This is a genomic window from Pedobacter sp. BMA (genome assembly GCF_001027745.1).
Lineage (GTDB): Bacteria > Bacteroidota > Bacteroidia > Sphingobacteriales > Sphingobacteriaceae > Pedobacter.
The window spans coordinates 153,163-167,940 of sequence record NZ_LECU01000006.1 but is presented as its reverse complement, the minus strand read 5'-3'; the positions used below and the strand labels follow the sequence as shown (position 1 = coordinate 167,940).

Sequence of the window (14,778 nt, the reverse complement as noted above, 5' to 3'; positions counted from 1 at the left end):
ACTCGTCAACCTTTTCTAACCGGGTAAGCAATGATTCTAAGTTTAAAAATGAAAACAATTGGTTTAAGTATAGCGATATTCACTTTGCTATCTTTATCCCTACAGGCACAATTTTCTAACATTAAAAATGATGTCTTCTGGTATACTAAAGATCAGCAGCCAATATATAGCCAGGGAGGTGGGATATTTAAATTTACTGATCCCATTTCTAACCAACAAAAGTATTACTGGTACGGGGTTCATTATGCTGAAGCAGACTTGTACCGCCAAAATCCTGCAATTACACACCATAATGCAACATTTGAATCAGTTACCTGTTACAGCTCTACAGACCTAATAAACTGGTCCAGAGAGAAAGATGTACTCACAAAGGAATACCTTAATAGTTATGGAGGTAAAACATGGGTTGGCCGTTTGGGTGTCGTTTTCATAAAATCGCTTAAACAATATGCAATGTTTGTTCAGCATGGCAAAAAGCTCCTTATTACAGTTTCCAGCTCTCCAACGGGAAATTTTACAATCCATCAGGAAATTGATATGACGCCATTCATTGGCACCTCAAACACCGGAGATCAAACCGTTTTTACGGATGAAGGAAGCGGAAAATCCTACCTCATTTATTCATACGGCCGGGGTCGGAACAAGATCTATATTTCTGAAATCGGTGTTAAGGAAAATAAAGTAACCATACTGGATTGCACAGAAGTTTTCAAAGGAGAAAGCCGGGAAGGGAATTGCATGTTCAAATACAATGGGAAATATTACATGTGTGCATCAAACATTTATGGATGGGATTCATCTTATGCTTACTTTCTTGTAGCAGACAATATTCGTGGCCCCTATAAACCCCACAATAGCATGAAGATCATGCAGGGCTGCGAAAACGATTTTGCACATGTTACACAAACAGGTTTCTTCGTATCCGTTAAAGGAACCAAGCAGGAAACCATTATTTTCTGCGGCGATCGATGGGCTAACTTTGCAGGGAACGGGTTGGGCTACAACCAATGGACTCCCTTATCTTTCTCCGGAGCAGAGCCATATTTCAATTCACTAAGTTCATGGGATCTAAACGAAAAAACCGGAGAGTGGATTGTTGGTGATGCTAACAATTATGCGTTAAACGGAAGTTTTGAAGCCGATAGAAACCGTATTCCGAGTAGCGTAAAGCCTGTTCAGGAACAACTTACCGGCTGGAACACCGTAATAACCAAGGGAAACAAAATAAGTCCGTTCGATCCGAATACCTCTTTTCTAAACTACCTGAATACAGAGGCCGACCGTAAATTTGTCACTGGTGAAAAAAGCATGCTTATAACCGACAGCGTAGCTTTCATACGCACAGTAAGCCAAACCATTCATTCTGCTCCAGCCGTTGTTCTAACCGATGGAATTTACCAATTAACATTTAAAGCAAAAACGATAGGCCCCTTCAATCAGCTCAAAATATTTGCTTCGAGCAATAACAATAAAATTGAACAACCCATAATTACAACAAATAACGATTGGAAAGAAATCAAACTAGCTAATATCGAAATACAAAAAGGATCAGCACAAATAGGTTTCTATGCCGATGGCTTACCCAATTCAGTCTGCCTTATCGATGATGTGTACCTAACAAAAATTAAATAGCCGCGCTGATAATCTAATCCCTTATTACCATAAAGCCAGCATTGAACATTACTTAATCACTTGTACAGGTTTCTTATTTTCGTCAATCGCAACAAAAGTAAAATCGCCATGTACCGCTAGCTCCCGCCCTTCAGCATACATTTGTTCAATGTAAATTTCTACGCTTACCTTAAGACTGGTGTTTCCGATGTGAATGACTTTGCCGATCAGTTCTACAATTGTTCCGGCAGGAATAGGTTTTTTGAAATCAATCCTGTCGCTACTTACCGTAACCATAATCTGACGGCTAAACCTGGTCGCTGTAATAAAAGCTACCTCATCCATCATATGCATCGCAGTACCACCAAACAGGGTATCATAATGGTTAGTCGTATTCGGAAAAACTGCCTTAAAAATACTAGTAGTGGAGTTCTTTATTCTTTCTTCTAAAGTCATTTAATTTTTATTAATTAAAGCCCCTAAATTACTGCTTTGAGCTTTGCTTTCAAATTCAATGCAACAACATTTAAACACCAATGCTTTTCTAACTCAAACTTACCCTGATTTTCAACCTTGTAACAAATTTACAGCAAGCCGGTTTTACATAACATTCTATATTATATTTGATTTATCCAACAAACTCCCCTTTATGATTAAAAATTACTTTAAAAATCTTTGCTTATCGTTTCTGCTCGCAGGTGCCTGCAACGCTTATGCCCAGAATGTACCTTCACCCAAATCTCATTTTGGCTTCGACATCGGCGATAATTATCAGCTCGCGAATTATAGCCAGACAGAAGCTTATTTTAAAAAACTTGCTGCATCTTCAAAAAGGGTTAAGCTAGTTGATATTGGTAAAACTGAAGAGGGCAGGAGCCAATATATGCTGGTCGTTTCATCGCCAGAAAACATTCAGAAACTTGATCGGTATAAAGAAATTTCACAAAAACTAGCCCATGCTGAAATAACGCCTGAACAGGCAAAAGCATTGGCCCAGGAAGGTAAAGCAGTGGTATGGATTGATGGTGGGCTTCATGCAACTGAAGTGGTCGGTGCGCACCAGCTTATTCAAACCGCTTACGAGTTTGCCTCCAAAACTGACCCTGAAACATTAAAGATTCTGGATAATGTGATTATTCTCTTTACACATGCCAATCCCGATGGTCAGGAACTCGTAAGCAACTGGTATATGAGGGAAAAAGATGAAAAAAAAAGAACAACCTCAGGCCTGCCGGTTCTATATGAAAAATATGCAGGGCATGATAATAACCGGGATTTCTTTATGCTTAACCTTAAGGAAACACAAAATATCGGCAGGCAGCTTTTTGTAGAATGGTTGCCACAAATCATGTATAACCACCACCAAACAGGCCCGGCAGGAACAGTTGTAGCAGGTCCGCCATACCGCGACCCATTCAACTACGTTTTTGATCCAGCGCTTTTAACAAGTTTAGATGCTGTTGGTGCTGCCATGCACAACCGTATGAACATAGAAAATAAACCTGGCTATACGCAGCGTGGAGGATCGGTTTATTCTACCTGGTACAATGGGGGTTTACGTACAACCACTTATTTTCACAATATGATTGGCTTGCTTACCGAAATTATCGGTAGCCCTACACCTTCAGAAATTCCCCTCGTTCCGTCGCGACTATTGCCAAACGGCGATTCTCCTAACCCCATTACGCCACGTAAATGGTACTTCAAAAATTCAATAGATTATTCGGTATCGTTAAACTATGCTGTACTCGGCTATGCCCAGCGCTACCGCGATGAACTGTTATTTAACATTTATCAAATGGGTCGAAATTCAATAGAAAGAGGAAAAAAAGATACCTGGTCTTTTTCACCAAAAAAGATTGATGCCATTAACAATGCTGCTAAACAGGATAAGGGAAATGCTGCAGCCGGTGGAGACTTTGATTTCGGTCCCCGGAGACCGATCAGTAATAAGGCATTTGATACCGTAATGAATGCACCTGCGAACAGAGATCCTCGGGGATATATCCTGTCTGCAAACCAGGCTGATTTCAATTCGGCCATCAAGTTCTTAAATGCGCTGATCAGAACAGGCATTGTGGTACAAAAAGCAACAGCCCCTTTTTCAGTAAATGGTAAAAACTACCCTGCCGGAAGTTACGTGGTAAAAACCGATCAGGCTTTTCGTCCTCACGTTCTGGATATGTTCGAGCCGCAAGATCACCCCAATGATTTTAAATCCGAAGGCGGTGCCCCAATTCCCCCTTATGATGCCGCCGGCTGGACCTTAGCCTACTTGATGGACATAAAATTCGATCGCATCACTGATGATTTCACAGGCCCTTTTGAGAAAAACCCCTATGGCAGACTTTTAACACCAGAAAATAAAATTACTGCGGCAAATACTTTTCTTTTAAGTGCTGCACAAAATGATTCATACACCGCTGTGAACGATTTGTTGAAGAATAAAATTGACGTCTACCGTTCTGCTGAAAACGGCGACTTTTATGTGGGGTCTGCCGGAAAAGCAATTTTGGCAAAAGCAAATGTGCAGCTGAAGCCAGCAGCCTTACCTAGAAACAAAATAAAAATTTCAGCAGGTAGAATAGCCCTTTGGGATACCTACGGCGGATCAATGGCTTCGGGCTGGGTACGCTGGATGATGGAGCAATATCATTACGATGCCAAAGTTATTTATCCTCAGGATATTGATGCAGGAAACCTGAAATCTAAATTTGATGTGATTATTCTTGTTGGTGGAGCGGTACCTGCAATTCAGGCAACAGGGGGCTCAGGTCGTACCTTCGGACCTAAAGCCGAAGATATCCCTGCCGAATACAGAAACCGCTTAGGAAGGATTACCGCAGATAAATCTATTCCTCAGCTAAAGAATTTTTTAGAAGATGGAGGAAACATTGTAACCATAGGTAGCAGTACCAACCTGGCTTACCATTTAAATCTTCCTGTGCGTAATGCCATGGTAGAAATTATAAAAGGGGAAGAGAAAAAACTGCCATCCGAAAAATTCTATGTTCCAGGCAGCGTCCTGAATGTGGAAGTTGACACAAAACTACCTGCTGCATGGGGAATGGAAAAAGAGGCTGATGTATATTTTGATAATAGTCCGGTATTTAAACTTACCGGCGACGCCATTGCTTCGGGTAAAATAAAGCCGCTGATGTGGTTCGGATCTCCCTCGCCACTGAGAAGCGGCTGGGCATGGGGACAAGCCTATCTTCAAGATGGCGTTACAGCATTTGAAGCGCGTATTGGAAAAGGAACATTGCTCGCATTCGGTCCGGAAATTGCCTTTAGGGCCCAAACACATGGTACGTTTAAGTTGATTTTTAACCAGTTGTATAAGTAATAATCTGGATTTTGAAAAGGCCGCTATCATTAAACATTCGGCCTTTTTACTTTCAACTTACCTGGCTTTTGTTTTTACCATTTAACTTTACAATATGAAAGTAGAAATCTGGTCAGACGTCATGTGCCCTTTTTGTTATATCGGCAAACGTCATTTCGAACAGGCAATAGAAAACCTGCCCTTTAAAAATGAAATTGAAGTAAACTGGAAAAGCTATCAGCTTAATCCGGAATACCACAACACAAATAATGAAACCGTTTTTGATTATTTATCGAGAAGCAAAGGGATGCCAGTTGAGCAGGCAAAACAAATGACAAAACAGGTAGTTGATATGGCTGCAAACGCCGGCTTAAAGATTAATTTCGATTCCAATATCCCCGCAAATACTTTTAATGCACACCGCCTGATCCATTTAGCAGCTAAACATAACCTACAGGACGCTGCCGAGGAAAAGCTTTTCGAAGCTCATTTTGTACAAAGCAAAAATGTTGCAGATGAAGCTGTACTGGTTGATATTGCAGTAGAAATTGGTTTAGATCAATCAGAAGCTAAAGAGGTTTTAAAAAGCAATCAGTTCGCCGAAGCTGTTCGTTACGATATTTATGAAAGCCAGAATCTCGGTATCCGAGGTGTTCCTTATTTTGTAATGGATAGAAAATATGGTATTTCAGGAGCACAGCCTGTACAGGCATTTGAAGACGCCTTGACGCAAAGCTTTAACGAATGGAAACATCAGCATAAAACACAATTAACATCCCTTAACAAGAGCAACGATGCCGTATGTGATGAAAATGGATGTGAGATCTAGTATCCGACAGCATTACAAAACAAAAGCGGCCAGAAATTCTGAGCCGCTTTTGTTTTGCATGTAGATTTAATGTTAATCTCTGCTTCTTCCAAAAAGCATTGAAGCATAATAAATTAAATTTGCCAGCGCACCTACTGCTGCCACCACATAAGTCATGGCCGCCCACCATAAGGCATCCTTAGCCTGTTTATTCTCTTCGGCAGTTTGCATTACGCTTTGATTGTTTTTCAACCATAATATAGCACGGTTACTGGCATCGAATTCAACCGGTAGGGTAACAATGCTAAAAATAGTTACCAATGCCAGTCCCAATACCCCAATAGCTAAAACAATCGGGTTGCCAGTAAAGCCAATCAATAAAACGCCAATCAGTAAAACCCACTGCAACAGGTTCGATGAAATACTTACCACAGGTACCATAGTACTTCTTAAATTAAGCCATGAGTATGATTTGGCATGCTGTACAGCATGTCCACATTCGTGTGCCGCAACCGCTGCCGCAGCAACGCTTCTGCTATAGTAAACATCCGTGCTTAAATTCACGGTCTTATCTGATGGATTATAATGATCTGTTAATTGTCCTTCGGTGCTCATCACTTTCACATCGTATATTCCGTTATCGCGTAGCATCCTCTCTGCCACCTCCTTGCCCGATAAACCAGAGCTGATCTGCATTTCGGCGTATTTGGAAAATTTATTTCTGAACCGCCATTGCACAAACATGCTCAACAATAGTACCGGGACGATTAATATTAAATAAACTCCCATTTTCTTCTGTATGTTTTTCAATTTCCATTATATCAAAAAGCGTTCCTATATTTACTACGAATATAGAAAATCACCATACAGAGCCAATCAAAGCACATCTAATTCATAATTGTCTATCTAATGTGTAGATTAAATTGAACATGCCGTACTATCTGAATACGACAGTTTTGTTGCCACTTACGAAAACACGATCCTCGAAAATTAATTCCAAAGCATCAAGAAGTACTTTTTTCTCGATTTCTTTGCCTGCAATAATCATCTCCTTCACTCCATAATTATGATCAACATGCGTGGTATGCTGTGTAATTATCGGTCCCTCATCCAGATTGTTCGTTACAAAATGTGCAGTTGCGCCGATAATCTTCACGCCCCGCTCAAATGCCTGCTTATAAGGGTTTGCACCAATGAAGGCGGGTAAAAACGAATGGTGGATATTGACGATTTTTCCTTCGTAATCTTTAACAAAATCGGCCGATAGAATGCGCATAAATTTGGCAAGCACAACGTAATCAACATCAAACCGGTTAATGATCTGTTTGATTTCCGATTCAAAAACTGTTTTTTCCTTCCCGTTATGATCTACGTGAAAATAGGGAATCCCCAACTTTTCTGAAAAATCCCTCAACTCCCCATAGTTGCCGATTACACACTGTACGTTCGCTCCAAGAGTTTTAAACTGGTTTTTGATCAAGATTTCGGCCAGGCAATGATATTCTTTGGTAACCAAAACCGCAATCTGTTTTTCCTGCCGCGAAATTAAATTTACTTCCGCTGAATTTGGAAGATTCTCGAGCAGCTTCTCCTTTAGCTTTTCGGTATCATTAAGTGCACCGGTGCAGGCAATCCTGGTAAAAAATGCCTGGTTTGCCTCATCAACAAATTCACGCATGGCGATAATATTAAGTTGATGTGCCGCCAAAACGCGGGTAATATTGGTTACCAAGCCAACCTGATCGGGGCAGGAAATGAGTACGGTTAATTCGTTCATTAAAATTTATTTAAAATCAATAATATAAAAATTAGATCAATTGACCTAAATATTAAATAGGATAGCGTGTTTAAATTAGGCCTTAACGGGCAACAAATACCTTAACCGAGGCATTTAACCCGAACATATTTTACAAAAATTCTTGGTAAATATATTTTTAAACATCACTTTTACTAAAAATATTATCATTATGGAAATTGCTGCAATAAGCCTTCTCGTTGTTATTCTATTGGTTTTAGTTTTACTTTTATTCAAAAAACCGCAACCCTTAGTTCCCCTAATCTCCGTTGAGGATTTCGAAAAAACCAGGGGAGAGAATGAATTGCTGAAAATAAGTTTAGCCAAAGCCGACGAACGGGTTTCTAACCTGAACACAGAAAAAGAACACATTACATTTTTGCTAAAACAGGAGCAGCAGCGTTTAATTGATGAATTACAGGCCGAACGAGATCGCCTTGCCGATGCAAATAGAGAACTCGAAAGTACGAGGTCTTTCTATCTGGCAGAAAAAGAAAAACTTTCAGAGCAAAAGTTAAGCTACGAACAGTCGCAGGCAAAACTGAACAAGGATTTTGAGCTGATTGCAAATAAAATTCTAGAAGAAAAATCGACAAAGTTTGTTGAGCAGAACAGAACCAACCTGGATATGATCTTAAATCCACTAAAAGAAAACATCAAAGCTTTTGAAGATAAAGTAGAGAAGGTTTACAAAGCAGAATCAGACGAAAGAAATATTTTGAAAGGAGTAATTTCCGAACTTCAGATCCAGAGTAAAATGATTCAGGAAGATGCCAACAATTTGACAAAAGCATTAAAAGGCGATAGTAAAAAGCAGGGAAACTGGGGCGAGGTAATCTTGGAAAAGGTTTTGGAACACTCGGGTTTGGTACGCGATCAGGAATACCGTATTCAGGCTTCCCATGTATCGGCCGAGGGTGGGCGATTCCAACCCGACGTGGTTATCGACCTGCCAGACGACAAACACCTGATCGTAGACGCTAAGGTGAGTTTGGCGGCTTATGAGCGCTCTGTATCAGCCGATACGGATGAAGAGCGTGAGGGCTACGTAAAGCAGCATTTGGCTTCGATAAAGAATCATATCCAGGAACTATCCTCAAAAAATTATCAAGACCTGTACAAAATCAATTCACCGGATTTTGTCTTGTTGTTTGTGCCGATAGAATCCTCATTTAGCATTGCGGTACAAAAAGATGCAGAACTCTTTAATTTCGCATGGGACAGGCGGGTGGTAATTGTAAGTCCTTCTACCTTGTTAGCCACACTCCGCACCATAGCCAGCATGTGGAAACAGGAAAGGCAAAATAGAAATGTACTGGAAATTGCCAGACTTAGTGGAAGCATGTACGATAAGTTTGTAGGCTTTATCAGTGATATGGAAAATATTGGCAAACACATTAAAAATGGGCATGATGCTTATGAAAAAGCACTGAACAAATTATCCGAAGGATCGGGAAATCTGGTAAACACATCCGAGAAAATAAAGAAACTTGGCGCAAAAACCACCAAACACATTGATGCAAGATATCTGTCAGACGAGTTCTAATTCTTTTGACCATTTGAAACTCTGCAAAAGGTGGCTTCGCCACCTGATTTTTTTATCCAAAAGTGACATAAAAAACCAGGCAATATAGTAATTTTTATTTAAAGCCCTGAAAGGCGATTTTTTTTAGCAGAATACATCTTGATTCTACTGTAATACATTTTTCAATTGAACATGCCGCTAAACAAAAGCGCCTCAACTCTTTTGAAATACAAAGAGGTTGAGGCGCTTTACCTGAATCTGATTTCTATTTATTAAAAGCGTTCCATCCCTGTGCTTTTAACTCATGTACATTGTTTGATTTTGATACCATTTTACACCCGGAGTTTTTATCTGTAATATGACCGATTACCGTGATATCTACATCATGTTTCAATTTCTTGTAATCATCCTGGCTAATGGTAAATAGCAATTCATAATCTTCACCGCCGCTTAATGCACAAACAGTTGGGTCCAATCCCAGCTCACGCGCAGTTTCATAAGTCATCGGATCCAATGGTATTTTCTCCTCATAAATGGTAACTCCCTTATCTGATTGATCGGCAAGATGCAGTATTTCTGAAGCAAGGCCATCTGAAACATCAATCATTGATGAAGGTTTAATGTTCATTTCCTCCAACAGTGCAATAATATCCATCCGGGCCTCCGGCTTCAGCTGGCGCTCAATAATATAATCTTTACCTTCAAGGTCTGGTTGAATCTGCGGATTTTCCAGGTAAATCAGTTTTTCTCTTTCCAAAATCTGGAGGCCAACATAAGCACCACCCAAATCTCCGGAAACACAGAGCAGGTCATGTTCTTGTGCCCCATTTCTATACGCAATTTTATCAGCATCGGCATAGCCTATACTGGTAACACTAATAACCAAACCCTGCTTGCTCGATGAAGTATCGCCACCAATCAGATCAATATTGTATTTGTTGCAGGCTAGTTCAACACCCTTGTAAATTTCTTCTACAGCTTCTAAAGGAAACTTGCTCGATAAACCCAGTGAAAAAGTGATTTGACTTGCTTTACCGTTCATGGCATAAATATCACTCAGATTTACCTGAACTGCCTTATAGCCCAGATGCATAAGTGGTACATAAGCCAGATCAAAGTGTATACCTTCAAGCAACAGGTCTGTTGAAACTAAGGTTTTTTTCCCATTTGCATTTAAAACAGCAGCATCATCGCCAATTCCCTTTACCGACTGCTCATTTTTAATTTTGAAATTTTCGGTTAAGTGTTTGATCAAACCAAACTCACCCAACTCATTAATATCCGTACGCTCTTTATTTTCAAACATATATGTTATTGTATGGGATTAATCCCTCGATTTTTATGATTACGATGGTAAAATTTTTTCTTCCATCCAGTTTTTTCCTTCAGTAAATCTCGCAATCAACATGGCCGCCACATTATCGCCGGTTGCATTGAGCAACGTCGCCATCGGGTCAACTAATGTACCGATAATCATGGCAGGCGGTAAGGCTTCGGGCGGCAACTGGTAAGCCGATATCATCAACAACTCTCCGATATAGCCTCCATTGGGTATTCCGCCCTCCACAATACTAACCAAAACCGTTATCCCAAGGGCTAAAATAATGGTATCGATGTGCGCTAAATCTTTTCCAAAAATAGCAAATACAACCGCTATTTTTACGATAGAGCTGATACTCGACCCATCTTTATGCAAGGTTGATCCCAGTGGAATGGTCACATTGGTAATATAAGCCGGAACGCCCATTTTCAAAGTCCCCTCCAGGTTGGCAGGTATGGTTGCAATACTGCTACAGGTTCCGATAGAAGTTAAGGACGGTACTATGTTATTTTTCCAGAATACTTTTATGGCTTTAAAACCACCCGCAATAAACGCGTACAGGGTAAAAAATACAATAAAATAAAAGGCGCCCACACCATAATACAATCCCAATGCCTTGGCATAAGTACCAAAAAGTTGAGGTCCGAAAACACCTACCTGGTAGGCAAAGTAAGCACCCAATCCAATTGGTCCCAATTTCATGATCAGGATAATCAGTTTTTTCATTACCTCGTTTCCCGACACTAAAAAGTTCTTGAAACCATCGCCTTCCCTGCCCGAGTACAACGTTGAAAATCCAACCAGAACAGAAAAAATAATCAGCGCCAGCATATTCTTTCTGCTCCCTATTTCGAAAAATTCACCAACCGTTAGAAGCTGAGTCATTTGCTCACCAAAAGACTGTATTTTTTCATGCTCAGCAGGGAGTTGGTTATTACCCAAAGCCTGGTGGATAGGGAAGAGCCGGGTAGCAACTAAAGTCAAAATTGCCGAAATCAAAATAGTACCTAGAAAAACCAGTACCATAATGGTCAGCAATTTTCCCAATTTCTTGGTGCGGTCTATGTTGGCAATAGCCGATGAAACCGCAAAAAATACCAGTGGAATGACTGCAGTAAACAACAGGTTCAGAAATATATCACCTAATGGTTTTATAGATTCTACTCGCTTTCCAAAAATTAAACCAACTACGCTTCCAACGGTAATTCCCGCCAAAAGCCATAATAAGCCCGAGTAATTTTTAAGAATGTTGTTCATTTTTATCGGTTCTTTAGTTTCAAAGCCTACTAATTCCGTGTAATCCCTGCTTCCGTAGAAATTTGCTATAAGCCCAATTTAGCCGAAATATCCAGCATTCTTTGAATAGGTTTTCTTGCCTGCTCAATAATATGTTCAGGAACAGTAACTTCCGGTGTCCCGTTCTTAATGCATAAATATAACTTTTCCAAAGTATTTCTTTTCATATACGGACAATCGTTGCAGGCACAGCTGTTATTCGGCGGTGCCGGAATAAATGTTTTATCCGGGCAGGCCTTTTCCATTTGGTGAATAATACCACTTTCAGTTGCAACAATAAATTCAGTTGCCGGATTTGAAATAGCGTATTTCAACAATCCTGTTGTAGAACCAATATAATCAGCCATCTGAAGAACAGCCTCCTCACATTCAGGGTGCGCAATAAATTTAGCATTCGGATGACGTTCCTTTAGGCGGGTGATTTTTTCTTTCGAGAAGATTTCGTGAACCATACAGGCTCCATTCCACAATACCAGATCTCTACCCGTTTTTTTGGCAACATAAGCACCGAGATTTCTATCCGGCCCAAAAATTATTTTTTGATCTTTTGGTAAACTCTCTACAATCTGAACTGCATTCGTCGACGTACAAACAATATCACTTAAAGCTTTCAGTTCAGCAGTGCAGTTTACATAGGTAATTACCAGATGATCAGGATACTTTTCCTTGAACTTTCTAAACAAATGAGGTGGACAACTGTCGGCCAGTGAACAACCAGCCTTAACATCGGGTAACAAAACCTTTTTACCCGGAGATAAAATCTTTGCAGTTTCGGCCATAAAATGTACCCCTGCAAAAACAATTATGTCCGCATCTGTTTTAGCTGCTTCCTGAGATAAGCCTAAACTGTCACCAATATAATCAGCAATATCCTGTATATCAGGCTCCTGGTAATAGTGAGCCAGTATAATGGCATTTTTTTCTTTCTTTAATTTCTCTATTTCAGCAAACAGATCCAAAGTAGGATCAATGTCTTCTTCTACGAAACCTTTTTTATTGATTTCTTCTAATACATCTATGTTCATTATCCGGCTTTCCTTTTTTGAATTTTTGACGAGGCTCAAAGATAAAGCTTTCCACGTCTCAATAATTAATAAGTATTTTATTTAAATAAATCTTTGTTTGTTTATTAGTGTGTTAGTATTGTTGGCAAGTTTCAAAAAAAAGTTCGTTAATGTAAGTTGTTAATCGTTTACTAACATTTGCATTACATTTTTATAATATGATAAGATTGATTTTCAGCACTATCTAACATTGAGGCAAAATTTATCAATAACAGAATGTTAATTGTTTATAAGTGTGTGAAAAGTTAATTACTTGTATAAAGTAGCTTAAAAATTGCGCAAAAGATTGTGGCAAATTGTCTTTTTACAGTAGCTTTAAACATTCAAATTTATTTGTTAGTATTATTTATACATGATGCTAACAGTTGTTCTATATTTATCAACATCGTTGATAAAGTAAATGTTTTTTAAATGAGAAAAGTCAATTTTCTGGTAATTGGTTCAGGTATAGCAGGTTTGAGTTTTGCACTCAAAGCTGCAAAATATGGTAAGGTGTTAATTGTTACCAAGTCAAACGAAGATGAATCTAATACTAAATATGCCCAGGGAGGCGTTGCTGTTGTTGTTGATAAAGATGATTCTTTCGAAAAACATATACAGGATACGCTCATTGCCGGCGATGGATTATGCGACGAAAAAATTGTGGAAATCGTTGTAAAAGAGGGACCTCAGCGTATTCAGGAGATCATTGATTATGGTATAAACTTCGATAAAGACAACTCTGGATTTTATGATCTTGCCAAAGAAGGAGGTCACTCTGAACACCGTGTTTTACACTATAAAGACATCACCGGATACGAGATTGAAAGGGTTTTACTAAAAGAGATTCATGAGAATTCCAACATAGAGATATTAACACACTACTTTGCACTGGAGTTAATTACCCAGCATCACCTGGGTGAGTTTGTTGATAAACGTACTGAAGATATTAACTGTTATGGCGTATATGCCTTTAATACAGAGCTTAACGATGTGGAAAAGATTGTGGCAAACGTGACTGTGATGGCTTCCGGAGGCGCTGGGCATGTCTATTCCGCCACCACAAACCCTGTTATAGCTACAGGTGATGGTATGGCAATGGTATATCGTGCCAAGGGGAAAGTTAGGAATATGGAGTTTATCCAGTTTCATCCTACCGCTTTATATCATCCTGGCGAGTATCCGTCATTCTTAATATCCGAAGCTGTGAGAGGCTTTGGGGGTGTTTTGAGGCGCAAGAATGGCGAGGAGTTTATGCACGAGTATGATGAACGTAAGTCCCTTGCTCCACGTGATATTGTGGCCCGCGCAGTGGATAATGAAATGAAAAAGTCTGGTGATGATTTTGTTTACCTCGATATTACCATGCGTAGCAAGGCTGATATATTAAAACATTTTCCAAACATCTATGCGAAATGCCTTTCTATAGGTATTGATATGACGAAAGATTATATCCCTGTTACTCCTGCATCTCATTATATGTGCGGAGGAATTCTGGTTGATGAGTATGGCAGATCTTCAATTAGAAATCTTTATGCCTGCGGAGAATGTTCATCAACTGGTTTACATGGAGCTAACAGGCTGGCTTCAAATTCTTTGCTGGAAGCTACAGTCTTTGCTCACCGTATTTATCAGGATGCTATTGAGAACTTTGAGAACAATGTAATACCTGATCATATTCCTGAATGGGATTCAAAGGGAGTAACACAGAGTAACGAAGATGTTTTGGTGACACATAATCTCAGAGAGCTGCAAAAAATAATGGGTGATTATGTCGGTATTGTTCGCTCTGATTTCAGATTGGAGCGGGCGCACAGGAGGTTGTTTTTAATTCATCAGGAAACAGAAGAATTTTACAAAAGGAATAAGGTATCTGTAAAACTGTGTGAGCTTAGGAATGTGATTCAAACGGCCTACCTTGTAATCAAATCCGCCATGCAACGCAAAGAGAGTAGGGGATTACATTATACTACGGATTATCCTAAACATGCAAATGAACTGGTAGATACAGTCTTTTAATACTCAGTAGTACCTTATTATCCACTCAAATTAAC

The 14,778-nt window shown here is 39.6% G+C and carries 11 protein-coding genes; 5 read left to right on the top strand and 6 right to left on the bottom strand.

What is annotated here, in order from left to right; translation table 11 throughout:
• Nucleotides 1-48: 48 nt before the first annotated feature.
• The gene (locus AB669_RS12750) at nucleotides 49-1,632 is read left to right on the top strand and encodes a family 43 glycosylhydrolase (protein ID WP_047800349.1); all 1,584 of its coding nucleotides are present in this window, start codon (nucleotides 49-51) and stop codon (nucleotides 1,630-1,632) included.
• Between the two features lie 48 nt (nucleotides 1,633-1,680).
• Here AB669_RS12750 and AB669_RS12745 read toward each other — a convergent pair whose 3' ends face one another.
• Complete coding sequence (locus AB669_RS12745) at nucleotides 1,681-2,067, bottom strand: acyl-CoA thioesterase (protein ID WP_047799704.1); 387 nt, start codon at nucleotides 2,065-2,067, stop codon at nucleotides 1,681-1,683.
• A 193-nt stretch (nucleotides 2,068-2,260) separates the two neighbouring features.
• Between AB669_RS12745 and AB669_RS12740 the strand changes: the two genes are divergently transcribed.
• Nucleotides 2,261-4,957: a M14 metallopeptidase family protein gene (locus tag AB669_RS12740; RefSeq protein WP_047800348.1), complete on the top strand. Its 2,697-nt coding sequence runs from the start codon at nucleotides 2,261-2,263 to the stop codon at nucleotides 4,955-4,957.
• A gap of 94 nt (nucleotides 4,958-5,051) precedes the next feature.
• Nucleotides 5,052-5,765, top strand: a complete 714-nt coding sequence (locus AB669_RS12735) for a DsbA family protein (RefSeq protein ID WP_047799703.1) — start codon at nucleotides 5,052-5,054, stop codon at nucleotides 5,763-5,765.
• 72 nt (nucleotides 5,766-5,837) lie between these two features.
• Here the strand turns inward: AB669_RS12735 and AB669_RS12730 are convergent, their stop codons facing one another.
• Together AB669_RS12730 and purU are read right to left on the bottom strand one after the other, a co-directional pair.
• Nucleotides 5,838-6,533: a zinc metallopeptidase gene (locus AB669_RS12730; protein WP_047799702.1), complete on the bottom strand. Its 696-nt coding sequence runs from the start codon at nucleotides 6,531-6,533 to the stop codon at nucleotides 5,838-5,840.
• Nucleotides 6,534-6,681: 148 nt separating this feature from the next.
• The gene (gene purU, locus AB669_RS12725; protein WP_047799701.1) at nucleotides 6,682-7,521 is read right to left on the bottom strand and encodes a formyltetrahydrofolate deformylase; all 840 of its coding nucleotides are present in this window, start codon (nucleotides 7,519-7,521) and stop codon (nucleotides 6,682-6,684) included.
• A 190-nt stretch (nucleotides 7,522-7,711) separates the two neighbouring features.
• Between purU and AB669_RS12720 the strand changes: the two genes are divergently transcribed.
• On the top strand, nucleotides 7,712-9,085 hold the full coding sequence (locus AB669_RS12720; RefSeq protein ID WP_047800347.1) for a DNA recombination protein RmuC: 1,374 nt from the start codon (nucleotides 7,712-7,714) through the stop codon (nucleotides 9,083-9,085).
• 244 nt (nucleotides 9,086-9,329) lie between these two features.
• On the opposite strand, the gene thiL is transcribed toward AB669_RS12720, so the two are convergent.
• The 3 genes from thiL to nadA form a co-directional block, all read right to left on the bottom strand.
• Nucleotides 9,330-10,370, bottom strand: coding sequence for a thiamine-phosphate kinase (thiL, locus tag AB669_RS12715; protein WP_047799700.1), 1,041 nt, complete (start codon nucleotides 10,368-10,370; stop codon nucleotides 9,330-9,332).
• A gap of 39 nt (nucleotides 10,371-10,409) precedes the next feature.
• Nucleotides 10,410-11,642, bottom strand: coding sequence for a dicarboxylate/amino acid:cation symporter (locus tag AB669_RS12710; RefSeq protein ID WP_047799699.1), 1,233 nt, complete (start codon nucleotides 11,640-11,642; stop codon nucleotides 10,410-10,412).
• Between the two features lie 65 nt (nucleotides 11,643-11,707).
• Nucleotides 11,708-12,706 (bottom strand): quinolinate synthase NadA, encoded by a 999-nt coding sequence (nadA, locus tag AB669_RS12705; protein WP_047799698.1) that lies wholly within the window; start codon nucleotides 12,704-12,706, stop codon nucleotides 11,708-11,710.
• A 450-nt stretch (nucleotides 12,707-13,156) separates the two neighbouring features.
• Here nadA and nadB point away from each other — a divergent pair, with 450 nt between their 5' ends.
• Nucleotides 13,157-14,743, top strand: coding sequence for an L-aspartate oxidase (gene nadB / locus AB669_RS12700; protein WP_047799697.1), 1,587 nt, complete (start codon nucleotides 13,157-13,159; stop codon nucleotides 14,741-14,743).
• Nucleotides 14,744-14,778 lie beyond the last annotated feature (35 nt).

What these genes read in the sequence shown, in the direction of transcription:
- AB669_RS12745 (WP_047799704.1), bottom strand. Translation starts at nt 2,067, where the DNA reads ATGACTTTAGAAGAAAGAATAAAGAACTCCACTACTAGTATTTTTAAG.
- AB669_RS12735 (WP_047799703.1), top strand. Translation starts at nt 5,052, where the DNA reads ATGAAAGTAGAAATCTGGTCAGACGTCATGTGCCCTTTTTGTTATATC.
- AB669_RS12720 (WP_047800347.1), top strand. Translation starts at nt 7,712, where the DNA reads ATGGAAATTGCTGCAATAAGCCTTCTCGTTGTTATTCTATTGGTTTTA.
- AB669_RS12730 (WP_047799702.1), bottom strand. Translation starts at nt 6,533, where the DNA reads ATGGGAGTTTATTTAATATTAATCGTCCCGGTACTATTGTTGAGCATG.
- nadA (WP_047799698.1), bottom strand. Translation starts at nt 12,706, where the DNA reads ATGAACATAGATGTATTAGAAGAAATCAATAAAAAAGGTTTCGTAGAA.
- AB669_RS12740 (WP_047800348.1), top strand. Translation starts at nt 2,261, where the DNA reads ATGATTAAAAATTACTTTAAAAATCTTTGCTTATCGTTTCTGCTCGCA.
- AB669_RS12750 (WP_047800349.1), top strand. Translation starts at nt 49, where the DNA reads ATGAAAACAATTGGTTTAAGTATAGCGATATTCACTTTGCTATCTTTA.
- nadB (WP_047799697.1), top strand. Translation starts at nt 13,157, where the DNA reads ATGAGAAAAGTCAATTTTCTGGTAATTGGTTCAGGTATAGCAGGTTTG.
- thiL (WP_047799700.1), bottom strand. Translation starts at nt 10,370, where the DNA reads ATGTTTGAAAATAAAGAGCGTACGGATATTAATGAGTTGGGTGAGTTT.
- AB669_RS12710 (WP_047799699.1), bottom strand. Translation starts at nt 11,642, where the DNA reads ATGAACAACATTCTTAAAAATTACTCGGGCTTATTATGGCTTTTGGCG.
- purU (WP_047799701.1), bottom strand. Translation starts at nt 7,521, where the DNA reads ATGAACGAATTAACCGTACTCATTTCCTGCCCCGATCAGGTTGGCTTG.